20 protein-coding genes are annotated in these 23239 nt (G+C 71.3%); 7 read left to right on the top strand and 13 right to left on the bottom strand.

Annotated elements, in window-relative coordinates:
* The 3 genes from ACWEPL_RS27455 to ACWEPL_RS27445 form a co-directional block, all read right to left on the bottom strand.
* A partial coding sequence (locus ACWEPL_RS27455) for a phosphotransferase (protein WP_452437844.1) occupies positions 1-336 on the bottom strand: 336 nt, incomplete at its 3' end.
* Complete coding sequence (locus ACWEPL_RS27450; protein WP_452437843.1) at positions 333-1523, bottom strand: acyl-CoA dehydrogenase family protein; 1191 nt, start codon at positions 1521-1523, stop codon at positions 333-335. The genes ACWEPL_RS27455 and ACWEPL_RS27450, both read right to left, overlap by 4 nt.
* A gap of 52 nt (positions 1524-1575) precedes the next feature.
* Positions 1576-2370, bottom strand: coding sequence for a CPBP family intramembrane glutamic endopeptidase (locus ACWEPL_RS27445; RefSeq protein WP_452437842.1), 795 nt, complete (start codon positions 2368-2370; stop codon positions 1576-1578).
* Between the two features lie 61 nt (positions 2371-2431).
* Here ACWEPL_RS27445 and ACWEPL_RS27440 point away from each other — a divergent pair, with 61 nt between their 5' ends.
* Complete coding sequence (locus ACWEPL_RS27440) at positions 2432-2776, top strand: DUF6285 domain-containing protein (protein ID WP_350734703.1); 345 nt, start codon at positions 2432-2434, stop codon at positions 2774-2776.
* A 43-nt stretch (positions 2777-2819) separates the two neighbouring features.
* Here the strand turns inward: ACWEPL_RS27440 and mctP are convergent, their stop codons facing one another.
* The 3 genes from mctP to ACWEPL_RS27425 form a co-directional block, all read right to left on the bottom strand.
* Positions 2820-4430, bottom strand: coding sequence for a monocarboxylate uptake permease MctP (gene mctP / locus ACWEPL_RS27435; protein ID WP_397368404.1), 1611 nt, complete (start codon positions 4428-4430; stop codon positions 2820-2822).
* Entirely contained in the window at positions 4427-4636 is a 210-nt protein-coding gene (locus ACWEPL_RS27430; protein WP_350734699.1) for a DUF3311 domain-containing protein, read from the bottom strand. Before ACWEPL_RS27430 ends, mctP begins: the two co-directional genes overlap by 4 nt.
* A gap of 482 nt (positions 4637-5118) precedes the next feature.
* Positions 5119-5667, bottom strand: a complete 549-nt coding sequence (locus ACWEPL_RS27425; RefSeq protein ID WP_363968775.1) for a VOC family protein — start codon at positions 5665-5667, stop codon at positions 5119-5121.
* 78 nt (positions 5668-5745) lie between these two features.
* On the opposite strand from ACWEPL_RS27425, the gene ACWEPL_RS27420 reads away from it, so the two are divergent.
* A complete protein-coding gene (locus ACWEPL_RS27420; protein ID WP_355198990.1) occupies positions 5746-6636 on the top strand; it encodes an SDR family oxidoreductase in 891 nt (296 codons plus the stop codon).
* 7 nt (positions 6637-6643) lie between these two features.
* Here ACWEPL_RS27420 and ACWEPL_RS27415 read toward each other — a convergent pair whose 3' ends face one another.
* The 6 genes from ACWEPL_RS27415 to ACWEPL_RS27390 form a co-directional block, all read right to left on the bottom strand.
* Entirely contained in the window at positions 6644-7588 is a 945-nt protein-coding gene (locus ACWEPL_RS27415) for a helix-turn-helix transcriptional regulator (RefSeq protein WP_397368405.1), read from the bottom strand.
* Positions 7570-9156, bottom strand: a complete 1587-nt coding sequence (locus tag ACWEPL_RS27410; protein ID WP_452437841.1) for a CocE/NonD family hydrolase — start codon at positions 9154-9156, stop codon at positions 7570-7572. The genes ACWEPL_RS27415 and ACWEPL_RS27410 overlap by 19 nt, the downstream gene beginning before the upstream one ends.
* A 58-nt stretch (positions 9157-9214) precedes the next feature.
* Complete coding sequence (locus tag ACWEPL_RS27405; RefSeq protein ID WP_452437840.1) at positions 9215-12736, bottom strand: S8 family serine peptidase; 3522 nt, start codon at positions 12734-12736, stop codon at positions 9215-9217.
* A 129-nt stretch (positions 12737-12865) separates the two neighbouring features.
* Positions 12866-13489, bottom strand: a complete 624-nt coding sequence (locus ACWEPL_RS27400; protein WP_350734690.1) for a TetR/AcrR family transcriptional regulator — start codon at positions 13487-13489, stop codon at positions 12866-12868.
* Positions 13486-14316, bottom strand: a complete 831-nt coding sequence (locus ACWEPL_RS27395) for an oxidoreductase (protein WP_452437839.1) — start codon at positions 14314-14316, stop codon at positions 13486-13488. The genes ACWEPL_RS27400 and ACWEPL_RS27395 overlap by 4 nt, the downstream gene beginning before the upstream one ends.
* On the bottom strand, positions 14313-15503 hold the full coding sequence (locus ACWEPL_RS27390; protein WP_452437838.1) for a cytochrome P450: 1191 nt from the start codon (positions 15501-15503) through the stop codon (positions 14313-14315). The genes ACWEPL_RS27395 and ACWEPL_RS27390 overlap by 4 nt, the downstream gene beginning before the upstream one ends.
* A gap of 312 nt (positions 15504-15815) precedes the next feature.
* Here ACWEPL_RS27390 and ACWEPL_RS27385 point away from each other — a divergent pair, with 312 nt between their 5' ends.
* The 3 genes from ACWEPL_RS27385 (at position 15816) to thyX (ending at position 19975) form a co-directional block, all read left to right on the top strand.
* Positions 15816-17942 (top strand): anthranilate synthase component I, encoded by a 2127-nt coding sequence (locus ACWEPL_RS27385; protein ID WP_363968762.1) that lies wholly within the window; start codon positions 15816-15818, stop codon positions 17940-17942.
* Between the two features lie 50 nt (positions 17943-17992).
* Positions 17993-19153: an amidohydrolase family protein gene (locus ACWEPL_RS27380; protein WP_452437837.1), complete on the top strand. Its 1161-nt coding sequence runs from the start codon at positions 17993-17995 to the stop codon at positions 19151-19153.
* 87 nt (positions 19154-19240) lie between these two features.
* Entirely contained in the window at positions 19241-19975 is a 735-nt protein-coding gene (gene thyX, locus ACWEPL_RS27375; RefSeq protein WP_350734682.1) for an FAD-dependent thymidylate synthase, read from the top strand.
* Positions 19976-19982: 7 nt separating this feature from the next.
* On the opposite strand, the gene ACWEPL_RS27370 is transcribed toward thyX, so the two are convergent.
* Entirely contained in the window at positions 19983-20273 is a 291-nt protein-coding gene (locus ACWEPL_RS27370; RefSeq protein WP_363968756.1) for a hypothetical protein, read from the bottom strand.
* A gap of 357 nt (positions 20274-20630) precedes the next feature.
* On the opposite strand from ACWEPL_RS27370, the gene ACWEPL_RS27365 reads away from it, so the two are divergent.
* Positions 20631-21698: a globin domain-containing protein gene (locus tag ACWEPL_RS27365; RefSeq protein WP_452437836.1), complete on the top strand. Its 1068-nt coding sequence runs from the start codon at positions 20631-20633 to the stop codon at positions 21696-21698.
* A gap of 66 nt (positions 21699-21764) precedes the next feature.
* Positions 21765-23210: a sialidase family protein gene (locus ACWEPL_RS27360; protein ID WP_452437835.1), complete on the top strand. Its 1446-nt coding sequence runs from the start codon at positions 21765-21767 to the stop codon at positions 23208-23210.
* Positions 23211-23239 lie beyond the last annotated feature (29 nt).

The following is a 23239-nucleotide window of genomic DNA, read 5'->3' as shown; positions in this document are numbered from 1 at the left end:
CGCGTAGGCGTCGTCGCGCATGATCCTGCGCGGGATGGTCTCGCCGGCCACGCGGGTCATGAGGATGTACGACTCCCCGGCGGCGACGATCGCGGGCACCGGCACCCCGGCGCCGGACGCGGCCCGCATGAGCGCGGCCTCCGACGCGAGCGGGGCGCCGGCCTCCAGCGCGGCCCCGGGGGAGTCGAGCCGCAGGATCAGCTCGTGCCGCTCGGAGCCCGTGACGACGTCGAGGGCCCAGGTCTCCCGGGACGCCCCGCCCGGCAGCCGGGCGCTGAAGGGCACCGACGCGTCCGCCCCGAACACCTCGCCGACGATCTCGTGGAGGCGGGTCATCGCAGGCCGAACTCCCAGTTGCCGCCCGCCGCGTACTCGCCCAGGATGCGCCGACCCACCGCGTCGATGTGCACCTCGTCGGGCCCGTCGTAGATCCGCCCGGCCCGCGCGTGCCGGTACATCCGGTCCAGGGGCGTGTCGGGGGTGAGCCCGGCGGCGCCGTACACCTGGATGGCCCGGTCGATCACGTTGTGCAGCGTGCGCGCCCCGACCACCTTGATCGCGCCGATCTCGACCCGGGCCTGCGAGCCCGCGTCGATGGCCTCGGCGGCGTGGAGCGTGAGCAGCCGGGCGGCCTGGATCTCGGCGTAGGAGTCGAACACGTGCTGGCGCATGAGCTGCTTCCCGGCCAGCGGCTCGCCGAACGCGGTCCGCTCCTGCAACCTGCGGCACATCAGGTCGAACGCGCGCTGCGCCTGTCCGAGCCAGCGCATGCAGTGGAAGATCCGGCCGGGGCCGAGCCGCTGCTGCGCGATGACGAACCCGTGGCCGCGCGGGCCGAGCAGGTTGGCGGCGGGGACGCGGACGTCCTCGTACCGGACCTCGCAGTGCGCCCCGTCGAGCCCCAGCACGGGCGTCTCGCGGACGATGCGGTAGCCGGGCGTGTCCGTCGGCACGAGGATCATGGAGAAGGCCAGGTGGGGCGGCGCGTCCTGCTCGGTCCGGCACATCACGGTCGTGTACGCGGCCCGCGAGGCCCCGGTCGTGAACCACTTGTGCCCATTGATCACCCATTCGTCCCCGTCGAGCACCGCGGCGGTCCTGATCTGGGTGGGGTCGCTGCTGGAGATCGACGGCTCGGTCATGGCGAAGCTGGGCCAGATGTCGCCCCGCACGAGCGGTTCGAGGTAGCGCTCGCGCTGCTCGGGGGAGGCGTGCTCGTGCAGCATCAGCGAGTCCTGCAGCGTGAACGTGCCCAGCGCGAGCTGCCCGTACTCGCTGCGGCCCTGCACCTCGTTGACGTAGACGTAGTCGAGGAACGGCAGGCCGCCGCCGCCCAGCTCACGCGGGTGGCCGAGCGCCCACAGGCCCTCCTTCCTGGCCTCGGCCCGCAGCTCGTCCAGGGCCGCCGCGGCCTCGGGCCCGCCCGCGTGCAGCACCGGCTCGGCCGGCTCCACCCGCTCGGTCATGAACGCGTGGACGGCGTCGCGGATCGGCCGGACACCGTCGGGAACGGCGAAGCTCATGTTCCGGATCTCACCCGAAACCAGTTGTCAGGTCAACGGTTTCGGGACGGTTTCAGGGCAGCCAGCTCACGCGGCCGTGCAGGAAGGCGTACCCGACGAAGGCGACGGCGTCGATCAGCGTGTGCGCCACCACCAGCGGCATCGCGCGCCCCCAGCGCTGGTAGAGCCGCCCGAACACCAGACCCATCACGACGTTCCCGACGAATCCGCCGAACCCCTGATACAGGTGGTACGACCCCCGCAGCAACGCCGACACCGCGACCGCCTTCCACGGCGTCCACCCGGCCTGCCCGAGCCGGTGCAGCAGGTACCCGGCGACGAGCACCTCCTCCAGCACCCCGTTCTGCGCCGCCGCGAGCAGCAGCACCGGGACCTGCCACCACACCTGGGGGAGCTGGCCGGCGACGACGGTCAGGTTCACGCCCGTGGCCCACACGACGAGGTAGAACGCCAGCCCCGTGCCGCCGATCGCGGCCGCCAGCACCGCCCCGCGCACCGTGTCGCGGCCCTTCTCCCGGAAGTCCACGCCGATCACGCGCAGCGACTCCCCGGAGCGCACCATCAGGTACGCCACCAGCGCGACCGGCGCCACGCTGACGGCGATGTCGGCGAGCTGCAGCGCCAGGTCCAGCCACGGCCGCCCGGGCGCCATCGACCGGACCAGCACGGCCTGCTGGCCCTTCAGCTGCTCGGGCGCCGTGAGCGAGCCGATCAGCCGCAGCAGCGCCAGCAGGCCGCTGGCGCCGAGGGAGACCGAGAACACGACGAACAGCTCGGCCCGGATGAGCCGGGGCCCGAGCGCCGGGGGCGGTCCCAGGGGGGAGGCGGTGGGAGACTCTGTGCGCATGGCCGCAGGCTAGCCGTTCATCGATCGGACGCGAATAAATAGTGCCTTGAGGAGAAATCAGATGACATCTGCTCCGCACGACGTGCCCACGGCGGCCCAGCTCGTGGCCGCCGTCCGCGACTTCCTCCAGAGCGACGTGCTCCCGGCCGTGGACGGGCGGGTGCGCTTCCACGCGCGGGTGGCGATCAACGTGCTCGGCATGGTGGAACGGGAGATCACGCTCGGCCCGGAGCAGGCCCGCGAGCACGCGGCGCGGCTGGCCGCGCTCGGCATGGCCGATGACGCCGAGCTGGCCGCCGCCATCCGCGAGGGCCGGATCGAGGACGACCACGCGCTCGTCACCGCCCTGGAGCAGGCCGTACGGGCGAAGCTGGCGGTCGCCAACCCCGCCTACCCGCAAGACTGACGGCCCGCCCCGCTCGTAGCGGGACGGGCCGTCACCCGGGGGATCAGTGCGAACCGGTCAGGTCCAGGTCCTTGACCTTCGGATCGCCCTCGTCGGCGAAGTAGTCGTCGCGGGCCGTCGCGTCCTCGCCGTCCGCCACCTTGGTCGCCCGGAACAGGAGCGTGCCGAGCGCCGCCACCACCAGGTTCACGGCCAGCGCCAGGAACCCGGTGTAGATCGTCATCTTGGTGTCGAAGCCCAGGTTCGACAGCGCGAACGCCGAGCCGCCGAAGTGCTCCTGGTGCTTGGCCGGGTTCGGGGTGAGGTACAGCATCCACATGCCCGTCGCCAGGCCGGCCGCCCAGCCGGCGATCAGGCCGCCCTTGTGGAACCAGCGCGTGTACAGGCCCAGCGCCACCGACGGCAGCGTCTGCAGGATGATCACGCCGCCGATGAGCTGCAGGTCGATCGAGAACTGCGGGTCGAGCAGCAGGATGCACAGCACCGCGCCCACCTTGACCACCAGCGACACGACCTTGGAGACGTTGGCCTCCTGGGCGTCGCTGGCGTTCTTGTTGAAGTACTCGCGGTAGATGTTGCGGGTGAACAGGTTCGCCGCCGCGATCGACATGATCGCCGCCGGGACGAGCGCGCCGATGCCGATGGCCGCGTACGCGACGCCCGTGAACCAGTCGGGGAACATCTTGTCGAACAGCAGGGGCACGATCGTGTTGGTGTCGGCCGTGCCCGCCTCGTTCACCACCGGCTTGATGCCGGCCGAGATGGCCATGAAGCCGAGCAGCGCGATCAGACCGAGCACGAAGCTGTAGGCGGGCAGCGCCGACATGTTGCGCTTGATGACGTTGCGGTTCTTCGAGGCCAGCACGCCGGTGAGGCTGTGCGGGTAGAGGAACAGCGCCAGCGCCGAGCCGAAGGCCAGCGTCACGTACTGGAGCTGGTTGTTGGCGTTCAGCAGGATGCCGTCGCCCGGCGCCGGGCTGGCGTCGAACTTGGCCTTGGCCGCGTCGAAGATCGAGTCCCAGCCGCCCAGCTTGGCCGGGATGTAGATGACGGCCGCCAGGATCACGATGTAGATCAGCGCGTCCTTCACGAACGCGATCAGCGCGGGCGCCCGCAGGCCCGACTGGTAGGTGTACGCGGCCAGGATCGCGAACGCGATCACGATCGGCAGGTGCCCGGTGATGCCCATCGCCTTCAGCACCGCCTCGATGCCGATGAGCTGGAGCGCGATGTACGGCATCGTCGCCACCAGCCCGGTGATCGCGATCACCAGCGCCAGCGTCGGAGACCCGAAGCGAGCCCGGACGAAGTCGGCAGGGGTGACGAACCCGTGCACGTGCGACACCGACCACATCCGCGCCAGCACCAGGAACACCAGCGGGTACACCACGACCGTGTACGGCAGCGCGTAGAACCCGATCGCGCCGGAGCCGAACACCAGCGCCGGCACCGCCACGAAGGTGTAGGCGGTGTAGAGGTCGCCGCCCACCAGGAACCACGTGATCCAGGACCCGAAGCTGCGCCCGCCGAGCCCCCACTCGTTGAGGCTGGCCAGGTCGTTCGGCCGCCGCCACCGCGCGGCGACGAACCCCATGACGGTGACCAGGAGGAACAGCAGCACGAAGACGACCAGCTCGGTCGTGTGCGCGCTCACTTGGTCATCCTGTAGACGATGGTCGTGGACACGACGCCGACCACGATGAAGGCCAGCTGGAGCCAGTAGAAGAGCGGGAAGCCCAGCAGGCGGGGCTCGTCGGCGTTGAACAGGAACGTCAGCAGCGGCAGCACGATGGGCAGGATCAGCAGCCAGTTCCAGGGGCTGCGGTCGGTGCGTGGCTGCCCGGGTTCCCCGGTAGTCATCAACCCTCCGATGAGTGGATCTGGAGCCGGCTGTGACCGGTTCCTGACGGGTAGTCAATGGAGGGAGAGTAGCTTTACGGCGGTATTAATCCAAATGTCGGCAATATTACGGTTTGGCCTAAATCTTCGGCCCCTGAAAGGGGGCCACACGCGTCGCCACAGAAACCATAAACACTCACCCGCCGCACGCCTCCCCCTGATCGCCGAATGGTCCCTTCCCCGCGACGAACGGTCCCGCACCCCACCAAGCCACCGCACCGGCGAGACTCCGGATAACGGGACCGGACGGGCGGACCGTCGTGGGGCGGTGCTTGGGCGGCGGCGTGGGGCCATCACCGGGCGGCGCGTGCCGTGGCGCATGGCGTAGGGCCGTCGTGGGGTGGCGCTTCGGAGCGCCGCGTCGGCGGGTCGGGGTGCGGTGGAGGTTGGCGCTGTCGTCGGTGCCCAGCCCTCCACGGGCGCGAGGTGCCCGCGTTCGTGGGTCAGACGGTGCGGTCGGCGGCGGTTCTGGGGTCGTGGTGGACGTCCCCCGGCTGCCCCACCCGGCGCGTCCAGGCCGCGAACTCCACCAGCACCCCATCGGGATCCTTGAAGTAGATCGACCTGACGAACACCCCGTCGTGCATCTCCGGCGCCACCCCGAACTCGCTGTCGTCGTGGTTGAGCACCACCCCCACGTCCACCCCCTTGGCCACGAGCCGTTCCCGGTACTCCTCGATCCGCTCCGGCGGCACGTCGAAGGCGATGTGGTTCATCGACCCGACCGCCGACAGCAGTTCCCCCCGATCCGGCAGGTTCTTCGGCGCCGACACCCCCGGCACGCCCTCCGGCGCGTCCGGGAACCAGAAGAACGCCAGCGCGTTCCCGCCCCCGCAGTCGAAGAAGAAGTGCTGGCCCCAGCCCATGGGCAGTTCGATCGTCTTGATCAGCGGCATGCCCAGCACGCCCGAGTAGAAGTCGACGGTCTGCTTCATGTCCGAGCAGACCAGCGCGACATGGTTGACCCCGCGGAGCTCGAATTCGCTGTTCATAGTAACTCCGTACTTATCACAGGGTTATACGAAAAAACATGACACGAGATGTCGGGTATTCGGGGAACGATCGGCCACATGATTGCTTTGGTGGCGGGGGCGACCCGCGGAACGGGACGGGGCATCGCGGTGGCGCTGGGCGCGGCCGGCGCGACGGTCTACTGCACGGGCAGGAGCACGCGGGAGCGGCGTTCGGAGATGAACCGGCCGGAGACCATCGAGGAGACGGCGGAGCTGGTGACCGCGGCCGGCGGGACGGGCATCGCGGTCCAGGTCGACCACCTGGACCCCGGCCAGGTCGAGGCGCTGGCCGAGCGGGTGGAGCGCGAGCAGGGCAGGCTCGACGTGCTGGTGAACGACGTGTGGGGCAGCGACCACCTCTGGGCGTGGGACACCCCGGTCTGGAAGCACGACATGGACAAGGGCTTCCGGCTGCTCAGGCTGGCGGTCGACACGCACATCATCAGCAGCCGCCACCTGCTCCCGCTGCTGATCAGGAACGAGGGCGGCCTGGTCGTCGAGGTCACCGACGGCACCTGGGCCTTCAACGAGACCCGCTACCGCGAGAACGTCTACTACGACCTGGCCAAGGTCTCGGTGAACCGGCTGGCCTTCGCCTGGTCGCGAGAGCTGCGCCCGTACGGGGGGACCGCGGTGGCCGTGACGCCGGGGTTCCTGCGCTCGGAGGCGATGCTCGACAACTTCGGCGTCACCGAGGACAACTGGCGCGAGGCGAAGGTGGACGTCACCTGGATGGTCTCCGAGACCCCCGCGTACGTCGGCAGGGGCGTCGCCGCCCTCGCCACCGACCCCGACCGGCAGCGCTGGTCGGGCAGGTCGGTCTCCAGCGAGGACCTGGCCGGCGCGTACGGCTTCACGGACGTGGACGGCAGCCGCCCGCGGGTGTGGAGCTTCATCACGGAGGCGCGGGAGCCGGGCAAGGACACCGACCCGGCCGAGTACCGCTGAAGGCCGGTCAGGGCCGGTAGAGGGCGGACGTGCGGGCGGCGGCGTCGGCGACCAGTTCCCGCAGCTCGGGCGGGTCCAGCACCTCCGCCTCCGGCCCGAACCGCAGCACCTGCGAGTACGCCACCGGCACCGACTCCACCGCCAGCCGCACCGTCCCGTCCGGCTGGAGCGAGGCGAGCGCGTCGTCGAGCGCGGCCGGGTCGGCGATGTGCCGCAGCATCCGCACCCCGTGCTCGCTGAGCCGCAGCGTGACCACGTCCCGCAGCAGCGACCGGCTGAACTCCGCCGACTGCTCCGCCCAGAAGGCGGCCAGGTCGAAGGAGGGCTCCCGGTCGAACGGCTCGGCGAGCACGGACACCGCGCCGAACCGGTGCACCCGGAAGATCAGGAACCGGGTCCCGAGCCGCGCGGCCAGGTACCAGGCACCCGCCTTGAGCACCAGCCCGTACGGCTCCAGCGTGCGCACCTTCCCCTTGTAGACGGCCGAGACACGGCGGTCGTTCCACACGGCCCTGGCCAGCGGTGCGAGCGCCTCCGGCGGCGGGTCGTCGCCGACGAACCAGCCGGGCGCGTCCAGGTGGAAGCGCTGCGCCGCGACGGCCGGCGCGTCCCGCAACGCGGGGGAGAGCGCGGCGGCGGCCTTCAGCCGGGCCGTGGCCGCCACCTCCTCCAGCCCCATCTCCCGCAGCGCCGCCGGCACCCCCGACAGGAACAGCGCCTCCGCCTCGGCCCGGTCCAGCCCTGTCAGCCGCGTCCGGTACCCGTCCAGCAGCCGGTAGCCGCCGCCCCGTCCCCGGTCGGCGTAGACGGGCACGCCCGCCTCCGACAGCGCGAGCACGTCCCGGTGCACGGTCCGCTCGGAGACCTCCAGCTCCTTGGCCAGCTCGGCCGCCGTCATCCCGCCCCGGCCCTGCAGCAGCAGGACCAGCGACATCAACCGCGAGGCGCGCACAGCGGCAGCACCACGCCGGAGGGACGGTCGGGGGAGTGGAACACCTCGACGTCGGCGGGCACCATCGCGCCGTCGCCCCCGCCGAGCGGGTCGCCGTTGCCGGGGTTGCGGGCGATCGTCGGGTACGCCCCGGCTGCCACGTGCACCCTGATCCGGTGGTCGCGCCCGAACCGGTGCGCGATCGGCCACAGGTCCACGGAGACCCGCCGTACCCCGTCGAGGGAGTCCGACGCCGAAAGGCGGCGCACACCCTCGCACACGTTGAACGAGCGCCCGTCCGGGTGCACGTCGCACACCCGCACCACCACGTCCACGTACGGCGTGCTCGACCGCACGAACAGCTCGCCCCGCACCGGCCCGATCATCTCCACGTCCGACTCCAGTGCCGCCGAACTGTACACCAGCACGTCGCGCCGCTGTTCCAGCCGCCGCTGATCACGCGGCCGGGAGTCGCCGAGCAGGACCGGCCCGCCGATCACCGGCGTCGGATGGGAGGGGTGGTACCGGAAGCGGTCGGGCGAGGTGTCCAGGGGCCCGTCCGTCCCCAGCCCGAAGCCGTGCTGCAGGTGCCAGCGCTGCTCCCGCATCCCCGGCGGCGGCCAGTCGGGGAGGTCACGCCACTCCTCGGCCCCCGTCACGTACAGGCGCACGGGGTCGGGCCGCAGCCCGGAGCGGTCGCCCAGCAGGTGCGCGCGGAACCAGGCCAGCGACTCGGCCATGGCGGGCCGCCCGTGCCGGGTGTCGATGTGGTACCAGGGCCCGATCGTCAGGTACGGCCGCCGCCCCGCGGCCCGCATCGCCGTGTAGTCCTTGAGCTGCCACGGCAGGAAGACGTCGTACCAGCCGCCCAGCATGGTGACGGCCGCCTCCACCTCGCCCACCTGCGGTGAGAAGTCACGTTTGTCCCAGTAGGGGACGTCCGGGTGGGCGTGGTGCATGAGCAGGTCCTGGTAGAACCGGAGCGGCCGCCCGGCCGAGGCCAGGTCCAGCTCGGCCACGGGGCGGCCGGACAGGACCGCCCTGCGGGTCAGCCGGGGCGCGGTCAGCAGGGCGGCGCCGCCGAACCGGCGCGACATGCCGTCGGTGAGCGTGGTCCAGCTCAGCGTCGACTCCAGCGCGAACGCGCCGCCCACGTACGCCGCGTCCCTGAACTGGGAGGCGGTGATCTGCGTGGCCATGGCCTTCAGCTCGGGCCCGGCGTAGGGCGCGACGGCCCACTGCGCGTAGCCGAGGTAGGAGGGGCCGAACATCGCGAACGAGCCGCCGTACCAGGCCTGCTTGCGCAGCCAGGCGATGGTGGCCAGGCCGTCGTCGTGCTCGTCGCCGAGCGGATCGAGCAGCCCGCCGGAGCCGAAGCCGCCGCGGCAGCTCTGGATGACGACGTGGAAGCCGTGCCGCGCGAAGCCGCGGCCGTAGTACCAGCCGAACAGGCCGCGCCGGCCGTACGGGGAGCGCATCAGGATGACGGGTGCCCGCTCGCCGCCGGCCGGGGCGTAATGGTCGGCCAGGAGTGTCACGCCGTCGGGCATCGGAACGGGAAGATCCCGCTGGAGCCGCACGCGTCTCATGTACTAACCAGTAACAGATGCCCCCGGGCCGTGACAGCCCGGGGGCACCCGTGGGCCGCTACGGGGTCGCCCGGTCGGGGCGCTCCGAGATGCGGACGGCGTTCACGATCGTGGCGCCCTGCCGGGTGGCGAAGCGCACGTTGAGCTGGCCGTCGGTGACCTTCACCGTGTACTGCCTGCTCACCGCCGTGTACGTGCCCGCCTCCAGGGCCAGGTCGAGCGCCGGGATGGCCAGCTGCCCCTCGACGAGGACGTCGAAGACCCGCTTGCCCGGCTGCGTGCTCTTCAGATCGGCGAAGTCCAGCTCGACCGTGTACGTGCCGGCGGGCACGTTGTCGAAGCGGTACTCCAGCATCTTCTCCCTCGCGGTCCTGAACAGCGCCTGGTCGGCGGTGCCCGCGATGGTCTTGGACGTGCTCGACGTGCTGGTCGAGGTGGCCACGTAGCCGTAGCTGCCCGCCGCGTACTTCTTGTCCGGCGTCCAGGTGTCACCGGCGCCGTCGACCACGTTCTTCGTGGCGCCCGTGTCGATGGCGACCTGCAGCTTCGGCACCACGACCGACACCTTGATCTCGATGGTCGGCTGCCGGCCGCTGGCCGACCGGACGAGGAGCGTGCCGGTCTTGACCGTGCCGGGCGCGACGCCCGTGCTGGAGAGCGTGGCCTTCAGGGTCACCTTCTGCCCCTTGGCCAGCTCGCCCGAGGCCGGCGTCGTGGCGAACCACGGCTCCGAGGCCACCGTGTACGGAGTCGGCGCGCCCAGGTTCGTCAGCTCCAGCGTCCTGGTGCGGGTGGACCCGGCCGGCATCACCACGGTCAGCTCGCCCGCCGACGCGCTCACCTGGCCGGTGACCAGCGCCGTGTCGATCCGCGTCACCGTGGTGGGCGCGACCGTGACGGCCTTGGTGAAGGTGCCGTAGTGCTCCTTGGACACCACGACCTCGTAGTCGCCGGCCAGCACCTGCCCGTAGAACGAGCCGTCCTCGGCGGTCGTGAACGTGGCCACGTCGCCCACCTTCACCGTCGCCCCGGCCAGCGGCTTGCCGTCGTTGGCGTCGGTGACCGCGCCGGTGACCAGGCCGTGCCGGCTGGCCGTGAACGTCAGGCCCTGCCCGGTGGACACCACCGGCTCCTCGTAGGAGTAGAGCATGGCGTCGGTGCCGCCCGCGTTCTCGATGCCGATGGTGGCGCTGGAGCCCTGCTCGCGCTCGCTGTCGATGTCCTTGTACCGGAAGGCGATCGAGCCGTCCTCACCCAGCAGCGCCGAGAACGACACCCGCAGGCCGGCGGCGTTGTAGAAGCCGGCGTTGCGCCACTCCACGACGAACGTCCGGTGCGGCGCCGTGCCCGTCACCCCGGTGTAGACCCCGGCCTGGGCGTCCATGATGAGGTCGTCCCAGTACGGGTAGACCGCGTTGTTGGGCGTGGTCGTGGTCGGCAGCCGGCCGTTGCTGCCGGTGGTGACCCGGTCGGTGGCGAACGAGACGTACCCGTTCGTGCCGATCCACGCCTTGCCGTACCCCGTGCCGTAGTACGGGATCGGGAACGGCAGCGTCACCTGCACGGCCTCGTCGTCGCCGCTCAGCGCCAGCTTCTCGGTGCCCGCCACGTACGCCTGGGCACCGCTCCTGCAGGTGTAGCCGAAGTTGTCGCCGCGCAGCGGCAGCTCGATGTCCTTGGTCACGTCACCGGCCACCGAGACGGACGCCGTCGTGCCGCTGGAGCAGCGGGACACCGGCGTGATCCGCAGCTCGTAGTCGCCCCGCGGCAGCGTCAGGCTGTAGCGGCCCGAGGCGTCGGTCACGGCGCTCACCGGCGTGCCGGTGGCCTCCACCGTCGCGCCCGCCTCCGGCGTGCCCGCGGTGCTGACCGTGCCGGACACCACGCCGGACTGCAGCCTGGTCATGGACACGTCCGCGGTCGCGGCCTGCCCGGCCGCGATCGTGGCCGTCGCGCCCGCCTTCTCGTAGCCGAACTTCTCCGCGCTGACCTGGTAGTCGCCCGGCAGCAGGCGCGGCACGGCGTACGTGCCGTCCTGGCCGGTCGTCACCGTACGGCTCAGCGGCCCCGAGAGCGTGATCGTCACGCCCGCCACGGGCGAGCCGGCCGAGGTGACGGTGCCGCGCAGGTCGCCGAGGTCCTCGTGCGGCGCGGCCTGCACGGCGGCGTACGTGTCGAGCCGGCCCTCGCCCCAGACGTTGTTGTCGGCCGCGGTGCCGCCGCAGCTGGTGTCGCTGACGTCAACGGCGGTGCTGTCGAGCAGCGGCCGGGTGGCCGCCACCTTGCCCTGCAGGCCGGGCGAGCCGGACCAGATCAGCGCGACCGTGGCCGCCACGTGCGGCGAGGCCATCGAGGTGCCGGTGAAGCTTTCGTAGGAGTTGCCCGGGGTCGAGGAGCGCACGTTGACGGCCGGGGCCGCGATGTTCGGCTTGATCTCGCCGTTCTCGCCCTCGCCCTTGCTGGAGCGGTTGTACAGCGCGTTGTTGATGTCGAAGCCGCCCGCGCTGTAGCTCTCCACGTACTGGCCGGGCGAGCCGCTGGTGCGGCAGGCGGGGCCCTCGTTGCCGTTGGCGAACGCCGGGAAGATCCCGGCCGCGACCCACGCCTCGACCGTCTCCTTGTACCAGGGGTCGTACCCGTCGCCGCCCCAGGAGTTGTTGACGATGTCGGGGGCCAGGTCGGGGCGCGGGTTCCGGCCGTTCAGGTCGGTCGGCGCCAGGACCCACTGCCCGGCCGCCAGCAGGGAGGCGTCGGTGCAGGTGTTGACCTCACAGCCCTTGGCGGCGATCCACTTGGCGCCGGGCGCGACGCCGATGCCGTTCGCGCCGACCATCGTGCCCATGGTGTGCGTGCCGTGGCCGTTGTTGTCGCACGGCGCGGCGGTCGGGCAGACGTGCGCCGGGTCGAACCAGTTGTAGTCGTGCGTGAACGTGCCGTCCTGGTTCCTGCCCCGGTAGCTCTGCACCAGCTCGGGGTGGTCGAACTGGGCGCCGGAGTCGATGTGGGCGATCACGATGCCCTCGCCGCGGTTGCCCAGCTCGCTCCAGACACGAGGGGCGTTGACGCGGTCGATGTTCCACTCGACGGCGACTTCTGATGTCGCCGAGTCCGCGACGTTCACCTTGGCCTCGGCCTTGCCGGGAGTGGGGTCCGGCAGCTTGACGGTGCGGACCGGCTGGATGCTCTCGACCTCGGCCAGCTTGGCGATCTCGCCCGCGAGCTTCGCGTCGGCGGTCACCCGTACGGCGTTGACGATCCAGTACGGGGTGTAGTCGGTGCGGCGGGAGTCGAGCAGCTTGCGCAGGCCCGCCTGGGAGGCGGCGGCCCGTTCGGTCTTGGCCTCGAAGACCAGCTCGGCCTTCGTGTCCTTGGTGACGGCCCGGCGGGCGCCGCTCAGGTCGGCCGCCCCTTTCAGCCGGACCCAGAAGGTGGCCTTGTCGTCCTTGTCGAGCTGCGCCTGGACGGCGGCGTCGATCTTCGCGGGCTCCGGGGCGGCCAGCGCCGGGGCCTGCGGCACGCATAAGCCTGCGATGACGGCGATCCCGGCCAGGACCGCACGCCAGCGGGGGGTGTTGGGCACGCGACTCTCCTTCGAGTCCCTCGAGACAAGAGGTGATCTTTACGCTTCTGTCGAGAAGCGTGAAGAGATCGTGTCGGGAAAGCAAGAGGTGTCGCGAAATGTAACGTGACTGCCTGAAATGTAATCTGGTCAGCTGATATGTCGCCGGTAACCGACCTGCCGCATGATCGTAAGGAAGTACGCCTTGATCTCCTCGGCGCCCTCGTCGTCGGGACGGCCGACCAGATGGCCCGTCACCGCGCTGGTCAGCAGCTCCTGCACCACGTCCACGTCGAGGTCGGGCGGGAGCTCCCCGCGCTCGCGGGCCGCGGTCAGCGCCTCGCGCACCACCGCCGCCCGCCGCCCGCCGTTGCTCTCCCGGTACGTCCGCACCAGCTCGGGATAGTCGTCGACCGTGCCGAAGACCCGCCGGAGCAGGACCCGGTTGCGCGGATCGGCGAGATGCAGCGCCCATTCTTCGAACATGTGGTCCAGGTCGCGCCAGCCGGTGAGCGCCGGGTCGTTGTCGTGCAAAGCCCACTTCAGGGTGCGCACCAGCAGCGCCGTCTTGTCGGTGTACCTGCGGTAGACCGTCGCCCTCGTCACACCGGCCCGCTTGGCGACCTGCTCGATGCTGGTCTGCTGGGCGCCGTACTCGATGAGCAGGTCGAGCGCGGCCGCCAGGATGGCCGTGTCGGCCTCCTGGTTGCGCGGCCGTCCGGCCGGTCGCGCGGCTCGCGTGCCGGTCGTGCCGAGGTCGTCGGTGGTCATCATGCGCGGCGGGTCACCATCTTGTCGTAGAGGCGGTCCGGCAGGAGTCTATTGACCCACAGCAGCAGCCCGGCCAGGTAGCCGACGGCGTAGCGGGGTTTCGGGTCGCGCGCGGCCACGATCCGCACGACGGCCCGGCCCACCACGCTCGGGTCCGACGCCTTGCTGCCCGGCCCGAACCCCGCCTCGCTCCGCCGCGCCATCCACTCCGCGTCGTCCGCGTATGCCCCGTGCCCCGAGATCTCCCGCAGCTCGCGCGGCGTGTCGTCGCCGAACTCCGTCTTGATGATCCCGGGCTGCACCACCACGACCCGCACCCCGAACCGCCCCACCTCCTCCCGGAGCGAGTCGGAATACCCTTCAAGCGCGTGCTTGGAGGCGTGGTACCAGGCGCCCAGCGGCAGGGCGATCTCGCCGCCGATCGAGGAGATGTTGACGATCGTGCCGGAGCGGCGCTCGCGCATGTGCGGCAGGACGAGCTGGGTCAGCCGCGCCAGGCCGAACAGGTTGACCTCGAACACCTGCCGCGCCCGCTCCATCGGCACCTCCTCGGTGGCGCCGTACACGGAGGTGCCCGCGTTGTTCACCAGCACGTCGATGCGCCCCTGCTCGTCGAGGACCGTCCGCACGGCCCGCTCCAGGTCGGCGTCCTTGGTCACGTCCGCGCCGATCGCGTGGCCGCCGGCGTCGCGGAGCGCGTCCATCCGCTCCACGCGGCGCGCCAGGCCGTACACGGTGTGGCCGGCGCGCAGGAGCTCCAGCGCGGTGGCGCGGCCGATGCCGGACGACGCGCCCGTGACGAGGCAGACCCTGCCCTTGATGCCGCTCATCCCCGGACGTCCCAGGTCACCGGGAGGCTGTGGACCCCGTAGATGAGCATGTCGGTACGGAGCGGCACCTGCTCCGGCTCGACCGCCAGCCGCAGCGACGGGAACCGCCTGAACAGCGCCGGATAGCCGGCCCGCATCTCCACCCTGGCCAGCTGCTGGCCCAGGCACTGGTGCACGCCGTGGCCGAAGCCCACGTGCCCGCCGGTGTCCCGGCGCAGGTCGAGGACGTCCGGGTCGGGGAAGCGGCCCGGGTCGCGGTTGGCGGACGGCATCGAGACGGTGACCGTCTCACCGGCCCTGACCAGCTCGCCGCCCAGCTCGACGTCCTCCAGCGCCGTACGGACGAGGAAGGGGACGATCGTGAGGTAGCGCAGCAGCTCCTCCACCATCTGGTCCACCCGGCCGGGCTCGTCGCGCAGGACGGCCAGCTGGCCGGGATGGCGCAGCAGCGCGAACGTGCCCAGGGCGAGCATGTTGGCGGTGGTGTCGAGGCCGGAGCCCAGGAGCAGGAACCCGATGTTGGCCAGCTCCTCGTCGGAGAGGTCGCTCCTGGTCAGGCCGCTGAGCATGTCGTCGGTGGGCTCGGCCCGCTTGGCCACGACCAGGTCGCGGATGCGCGCCTGCATCGTCAGGAACGTGGAGACCTTCCGCTCCTGCGGGGCGTCCGGGCGTACCAGGTCGGTGGCCTCGGCCATGAAGCCCGCCCGCTCCTCGTCGGGCACGCCGAGCAGCTCGCAGATCACCACCGCCGGCACCGGCGCCGCGAACGCCTCCACCAGGTCGGCCGGCGGGCCCTGCCGCTCCATGAGGTCGAGCTGCCGCTCGGTGACCTCCTCGATGCGCTCGGTGAGCATGCGCATCCTGCGCACCGTGAACTCGCCGGTGAGCAACTGTCGGTAACGCGTGTGATCGGGCGGGTCCATCCCGATGAACATCCCGGGCGGGCTCGGCCGGCCCGTGGTGGTGCTCTCGATGGGGACGTGCCGCAGCTCGGTGCGGGTGCTGAAGCGCCGGTCGGCCAGCACCTCGCGCACGAGCGCGTGGCTGGTGACCAGCCAGCCCAGGTGGCCGTCGGGGTAGGCGAGGCGGGTGATGGGGGCGGTCGCGCGCAGCTCGGCGAGGCCGTCGGGAGGGTCGAACGGGTTCGGCCGCAGGGTGGGGAGGGTGATCGCCTCGGTCTCGGACATCGTGGTTCTCCTCTCGATCCATGAATACAGTACAGCTCTGTATTCAAACTCGCGCACCCACCCCACCCTCGGCCGCTCACCGGGCGCGAGGGGGCCGGCGCGCCGTACGCCGGCAGGGGGGCGGGTCGGCGTTGCGCGATCATGGTCCGCCGGTTAACCTGTTCGCATGCGAAGTCACGCTCAGCTCCAGTGGTGGCGCCGCTCCTAGGCGGCGCGTGTTTCGCATTCCTCAACGGACGGCCGCCCCGGATGGCGGCCTTTCGCGTGTCCGCCCCCGGGGCTCGATCATTTGACGTGGTAAAGGGGCAGGAAGTGGAGACGAGCGGATATACCACCGCCGGGGGCATCGGTGTCGAGCGCGAGGCGCGTGAGGTGGACGAGGCCGCACTCGAAGAGATCGTGACCTCGCTCGGGCACAGGCGCGGCGGCGCGTTCTCCTCGGGCATGGACTACCCGGGCCGTTACAGCCGATGGGCCTTCGGCTACGTCGACCCGTGCCTGGAGCTGGTCGCCAAGGGCCGCGTCATCTCGGCGACCGCGCTGAACGAGCGCGGCAGGGTCGTGCTGCCCGCCGTCGCCTCCTGCCTGCTGGCCGCCGGGAAGCCGGTCGCCGAGCCGACGCCGGACCGCGTCGAGGTGTACGTCCCCGAGTCGGAGGACCTGCTGCCGGAGGAGATGCGCAGCCGCCGGCCCACGGTGTTCACCGCGATCCGCGAGGTCATCGCCGCCTTCAAGGGCGACGACCCGCACCTCGGCCTGTACGGCGCGTTCGGCTACGACCTGGCCTTCCAGTTCGAGCCCATCAGGCAGGAGCTCGTCCGCCCCGACGACCAGCGAGACCTCGTCCTCCACCTGCCCGACCGCATCATCGTGATCGACCGGCAGCGCGAGTCCAGCGTCGAATTCCGCTACGAGTTCACCGTCGACGGCGCCACCACCCGCGGCCTGGAGCGCACCGGCGCCACCGCCGAGCCCGTCACCCCCGGCGAGCTGCCCGAGAACCCGGAGAAGGGCACGTACGCCAAGGTCGTGGCGGCCGCGAAGGAGAGGTTCAAGCGCGGCGACCTGTTCGAGGTCGTGCCCGGGCAGGTCTTCCACTCCGTCTGCGCCGACCCGTCGGCCTTCTACCGCGGCCTGCGGCAGAGCAACCCGGCGCCGTACGAGTTCATCATCAGCCTCGGCGAGGGCGAGCACCTGGTCGGCGCCTCGCCCGAGATGTACGTCCGGGTCAGCGGCGACCGCGTCGAGACCTGCCCCATCTCCGGCACCATCGCCCGCGGCAGCAACCCGGTCGAGGACGCCGAGGCCATCCGCACCCTCCTGTCCAGCGTCAAGGAGGAGTCGGAGCTGACCATGTGCACCGACGTCGACCGCAACGACAAGTCGCGCATCTGCGTCCCCGGCACGGTCAAGGTCATCGGGCGCCGCCAGATCGAGCTCTACTCCCGCCTGATCCACACGGTCGACCACATCGAGGGGCGGCTGCGGCCGGAGTTCGACGCGCTCGACGCGTTCCTCACCCACATGTGGGCCGTGACGGTCACCGGCGCGCCCAAGACGTGGGCCATGCAGTTCATCGAGGACCACGAGGCCACGACCCGCAGGTGGTACGGCGGCGCCATCGGCTTCATCGGCTTCGACGGCTCCATGAACACCGGCCTGACCCTGCGTACCGCCCAGATCAAGAACGGCGTGGCGACGGTCAGGGCCGGGGCGACGCTGCTGTTCGACTCCGACCCCGAAGCGGAGGAGCGCGAGACCGAGCTCAAGGCCAGCGCCCTGCTCGGCGCCCTGGCCGCGGTGAACCGGCCGGGCACCGTCCCGGTCCCCGAGCCCAGGCCGCAACCGGGCCAGGGCATGAAGGTGCTGCTCGTCGACCACGAGGACTCCTTCGTCAACACGCTGGCCGACTACTTCCGCCAGGAAGGGGCCGACGTGGTGACGCTGCGCCACGGCTTCCCGGCCCACATGATCGACGAGATCGCGCCCGACCTGGTGGTGCTCTCGCCGGGGCCCGGCTGGCCGTCCGACTTCGGCATGTCGGCGCTGATCGACCAGATCTACGCCCGCGACCTGCCGGTCTTCGGCGTCTGCCTGGGCCTGCAGGCCATGGTCGAGCAGGCCGGGGGCACGCTGGAGCTGCTCGGTTACCCCGAGCACGGCAAGCGCGGCCAGGTCTCGCGGATCGCCGACAGCGCGCTGCTGGAGGGGCTGCCCGACGAGTTCACCGCGGCCCGCTACCACTCGCTGCACGCCAAGCAGCCCGGCGTCGTCGGCTTCGCCGCGACCGCGCTCACGCCCGACGGCAACGTCATGGCGATCGAGGACGTCGAGCGGCGGCGCTTCGCCGTGCAGTTCCACCCCGAGTCGATCCTCACGCAGGAGGGCGGCGCGGGCGCGAAGGTCATCGCGAACGTGCTGCGTCTGTCCCGCAGATAACTACGGTAAAACCGCCGCGGGAGCGTGCGGGGCTCCCCTAGAGTCTCCGCATGCTCCCCGTAGACCTGCCCGGCACGGTGCGTGACGCGCTGCTGGCCCCGCTCGTCGACCACCACTGTCACGGGGTGCGGCGGGACGATCTGAGCAGAGCCGAGTTCGAACTGCTCATCAACGAGGGCGGCAGCCCGGCGCCGCCCGGCACCACCCACTTCGACGCGCCGCTCGGGATGGCCGTGCGCCGCTGGTGCGCGCCGCTGCTCGACCTGGAGCCGCACGCCCCGCCGGCCGTCTACGTCTCGCGCCGGGAGGAGCTGGGCGCGGCCGAGGTCAACCGGCGGCTGCTGGCCGGGGCCGGGGTGGTGGCGTTCCTGGTGGACACCGCGCCCGCTGACATTGGCCCGGGGGACGTCGACCTGCTGACGGCCACCGAAATGGGCCGCCACGGCGGGGCCGCCGCCGACGAGCTCGTACGGATCGAGCAGATCGAGCGGGACGTGGCCGAGGAGGCCCCGCTGGCCGTGGACTACCTCGACGGCGTCGGCGAGGAGCTGACCGCCAGGGCCGCCCGGGCGGTCGGGCTGAAGACCGTCGTCGCGTCGCTGTACGGCCTCGACTTCGACCCGGCCAGGCCCACCAGGGGAGCGGTGATCGCGGCGGCCAACCGGCGGCTGTCGGACCCGAAGCAGCCGCTGACGGACGAGGTCCTGCTGCGCCACCTGCTCTGGAGCGCGGTCGACGTGGCCAGGGAAAGAGGGCTGCCCGTGCAGTTCCACACCGGTTTCGGCGGCTCGGGGCCCGACCTGCACCGCACCGACCCGGGCCGGCTGGGCGCGTTCGCCAGGATGCTGCAGCCGGTCGGAGTGCCGCTCATCCTGCTGCACTGCTACCCGTTCCACCGCCAGGCCGCCTACCTCGCCGGCGTCCACCCGCACGTCTACGTGGACGTCGGCCTCGCGCTCCCGCACACCGCCGCCGCCTCGGCCAGGGCCGTGGACGAGCTGCTGGAGCTGGCGCCGTTCCATAAACTGCTGTTCAGCTCCGGCTGCCACGGGGTGGCCGAGACCTGCTACCTGGGCGCGCTCTACTACCGGCAGGCGCTCGGCGCGGCGCTCGGGTCGCGGCTGGCGGCGGGGGAGTGGAGCGCCGCGGACGCCGCCCGGATCGCCCACATGATCGGCTCGGGGAACGCCCGCCGCGTCTACCGCCTGTGAGTCCCGGGGGGCCGACTCGCGCCGGGCGGCCTCGACCTGGTTTGCTGGGGGCCGTCACAACACCCGACCTGAGCAGGGGGGCTCTTCGTGGGCACTGTCGAACCCGAGGCCGAGATCACGTTCCGCAGCGACGTGGACGTGGAGCTGGTCAAGGCCGCCGCGTCGGACGCCGACGTGCTGTGGGCCGCGCGCGTCTCCACGAAGGGTGAGAGCTCGCTGGAGGAGATCGAGGCCGATCCCCAGCGTTCCAAGGGCCTCATCAACTACCTGATGCGCGACCGGCACGGCACGCCGTTCGAGCACTCTTCCATGACCTTCTACGTCAGTGCGCCGATCTTCGTTTTCCGGGAATTCATGAGGCACCGGACCTTTTCCTATAACGAGGAGTCCGGCAGGTATCGGAAGTTGACGCCGGTTTTCTATGTGCCCGGGCCCGAGCGGAAGCTGGTGCAGGAAGGAAAGCCCGGCAAGTACGTGTTCCTGGACGGCACCGCCGAGCAGCACAAGCTGGTGACCGAGGCGACCCAGGAGAGCTACCGGCAGTCCTATCGGGCCTATCTGGAAATGCTCGAGGCGGGGGTGGCGCGCGAGGTGGCCCGTACGGTGCTGCCGGTGGGCCTCTACTCCTCGATGTACGCCACCTGCAACGCCCGCGCCCTGATGAACTTCCTGTCGCTGCGGGTCAAGCGCGAGGACTCCACGTTCCCGTCGTTCCCGCAGCGTGAGATCGAGATGGTCGCCGAGAAGATGGAGGCCTTGTGGGCGGAGCTCATGCCTCTGACCCACGCGGCCTTCGAGGCCAACGGGCGGGTCTGCCCCTGACCTCGCCTCAGGGCAGGCGGGACGTGGTCTCGCTGATCATCTGAGTGAGGATCGACGCGGTCGCGGGGTGGGTGTCGAGGAGTTCGTCCAGGCGGGCCCGCCACGCGCCCGCCTCCGCGTGGATCGCGTCCGCCTGCGCCTGCAGCCGCCTCCGCGTCTCGCACAACTGCGACTGGTACATGGGCCCCAGGCGGTGGCCGACCGTGTCGCTGAGCCACCAGTAGGCGTCCGTGTTCGCGGCGGAGACGAAGATCCGGGCGCCTTCCCAGGCCACGCGCCTGGGATGGAGGGCTGCCATGGCCGGATGGTACGCCCCTCGCGCTGGGACGGGAATGACTCCCAGCGCCAACCCCACCGGCAAATACGATTTTTCCTCGCATTTTCCGTCCGAAATTCGTATGCGAGACATAACGAGGTAACTACAGATGGTTGGCTTCGCACCGTATTGAGGAGAAACGGTTGTGACGCGTCATCAGTGGTGTAACACTCAATTTTGAGCGCATCGGTTGTACCGGGGAGGGGCCGCGCGCTCAAGACCCGGAGCCGTCAGGGAGGTGAACGACACGACCGGAACCCGATTCCGGTCCATAGGTGGGGTTGGTAAATGTCGTTGAATCCGCGCCTGGTAAAAGAGAGTTTCTCCGTCATCGAACCGGTGGCCGACAAGGCGACGGCCTACTTCTACGGCCGGCTGTTCGCCGAGAGCCCGCATCTGCGGGGCATGTTCCCGCCCGCCATGGACGTCCAGCGGGACCGCCTGTTCAGCGCGTTGACCCGCATCGTGTGGAGCCTGGACAGCCCGGGCAGCCTCGCGACGTACCTGGGCCAGCTGGGGAGGGACCACCGCAAGTACGGCGTGATCGCCGAGCACTACACGGCCGTCGGCAACGCCCTGCTCGCCACCATCCGCCGCTTCGCCGCCGAGATCTGGAACCACGAGATCGAGGCCGCCTGGGTCGCCGCCTACACGGCGGCCGCCAAGCTCATGATCGAGTCGGCCGCGTCCGACTCCGGGGTCTCGCCCGCCTGGTGGCCGGCGGAGGTGATCGACCATGAGCGGCGCCACCCCGACATCGCGGTCCTCACGCTGCGGCCGGCCGAGCGGCTGCCGTACACGCCGGGCCAGTACCTCAACGTGCAGACCCCGCGCTGGCCGAGGGTCTGGCGCACGTACTCCATCGCGAACGCGCCGCGCGCCGACAACACGCTCAGGCTGCACGTCCGCTCGGTCCCCGGCGGCTGGGTGTCCAGCACGCTCATCAGGCACACCCGCATCGGCGACACGCTGCTGCTGGGCCCGCCGATGGGCACGATGGGGCCGTGCGAGAGCAGCCTGCGCGACGTCTTGTGCGTGGCGGGCGGCACCGGCCTGGCCCCGCTGAAGGCGATCATCGAGCACATCATCGCCTCCGGCCGCCGGCCCAACATCCACCTGCTGTACGGCGCGCGCACGGTCGAGGAGCTCTACGACCTGCCCGACCTGATCAGGATGGAGTCGTCGTTCCCCTGGCTGCGGGTGCTGCCCGTGGTGTCCGGCCAGCCGGGGTACGGCGGGATGCGCGGCCACCTGCCCGAGGTCGTGCAGCGCTTCCACTCCTGGGCCGAGCACGACGTGTACGTGTGCGGCCCGCCCGGCATGGTCAACGAGACCGTACGCCGCCTCCAGATCGACGGCGTGCCTCTGTCACGCATTCACCGGGACATCGTCCAGGCCGAACGCTGACAGATCTTGACACTTCGGGTCGAAAGGTGCGAGGTGGAGGATGACACGCCAACGTGGAGGTGGACTGTGCCATCCCCCGCCCGGCGCCGAGGAATCGGCGGGCTGCTGACCCTGGTGCTCCTCCTGATCCCGCTGCCCGCCCTGGCGTCGTCGGAGGCCCTCCCGCTGACGGAGCTGGGGACCGCCCCGCAGGCGGGGCCCGACACGTTTCAGGCGGGCACTCAGGCCGGGCCCGACACCTTCCAGGCGGGCACGACGATCGTGACCGCCCAGCAGATCGGCAGGTTCTTCGACGGCGGGGCGTCCGGCATCGCGTACGCGACCTCGGCCGACAACGGCGCCACCTGGACCAGGGGCGTGCTGCCGGGGATCACCACGTCCGGCGGCGGTGTGTACGGGCGGGCCAGCGACCCGTCGGTGGCCTACGACGCCCGGCACGGCGTCTGGCTGATCTCCTCGCTGGCGCTCACCGACCAGGACGGGGTCACCGGGGCGGCGGTGCTCACCAGCCGCTCCGCCGACGGCGGCCTGACCTGGAGCGATCCCGTCACGACCGCCGTCGCGGGCGGGGGCGACCTGGACAAGAGCTGGGTCGCCTGCGACAACGGCGCCCGCAGCCCGTACTACGGGCGCTGTTACGCAGTCTACGACGACGTCGCCGCGGGCAACGCGATCAAGGTGGCCCGCTCCTCCGACGGCGGCCTGACCTGGGCCGAGACCGGCACGTCCGCGACCGGGCTGGGCGGGCAGCCGGTCGTGCGGCCGAACGGCGCTCTCGTCGTCCCGTACCTGAGCGACGAGGGCCAGATCCGCTCCCTGCGCTCCCGCGACGGCGGCGAGAGCTGGGGCCGCAGCGTGCTCGTCGCCACCGTGCAGCGGCACAAGGTCGCGGGCGGGCTGCGGGCCGCGCCCCTGCCCTCGGCCGAGGTGGACGCCGCCGGCACCGTGTACGTCGCCTGGTCCGACTGCCGCTTCCAGCTCAGCTGCGGCGGCAACGACATCGTCGTGAGCACCTCGGCCACGGGCGCGGAGTGGAGTCACATCCTGCGCGTCACGGACGACGGCGGCGACCACTTCATCCCCGGCCTCGGCGTCGACCCCGCCGGCGCGGGCGAGACGGCCAGGCTGGCGCTCGCCTACTACCGCTACCCGTCCGCCGCCTGCACGGCCGCCACCTGCCGCCTCACGGTCGGCTACACCTCCTCCGCCAACGGCGGGGCGAGCTGGTCGGCCCCCGCACAGCTGCACGGGCCGATGGAGCTCGACTGGCTAGCCGACTCCGCGCACGGCCGCATGGCGGGCGACTACATCTCCACCTCGGTCGTCCCCGGCGGCAACGCCCACGTGGCCTTCACCGCCGCGGCGGCGCCGGCGGGCGGGGCGTTCGACATGCGTACCTACACCGTCACGGGCGGGCTGCCGATCACCGGCGGAGGCCGCCCCACGCTCGCCATCGAGGCGCCGATCGCGGCCGGCGAGGAACTGCCCGGCCCGCCCGCCCCCGCCCGCTGAGGCGCCCAGTCCGCCTGGCCCTCCGGCTG

The sequence above is a fragment of the Nonomuraea sp. NPDC004186 genome, assembly GCF_053603495.1.
The sequence above is the reverse complement of the archived record's forward strand: the minus strand, read 5'-3'. Positions and strand labels throughout refer to the sequence as shown.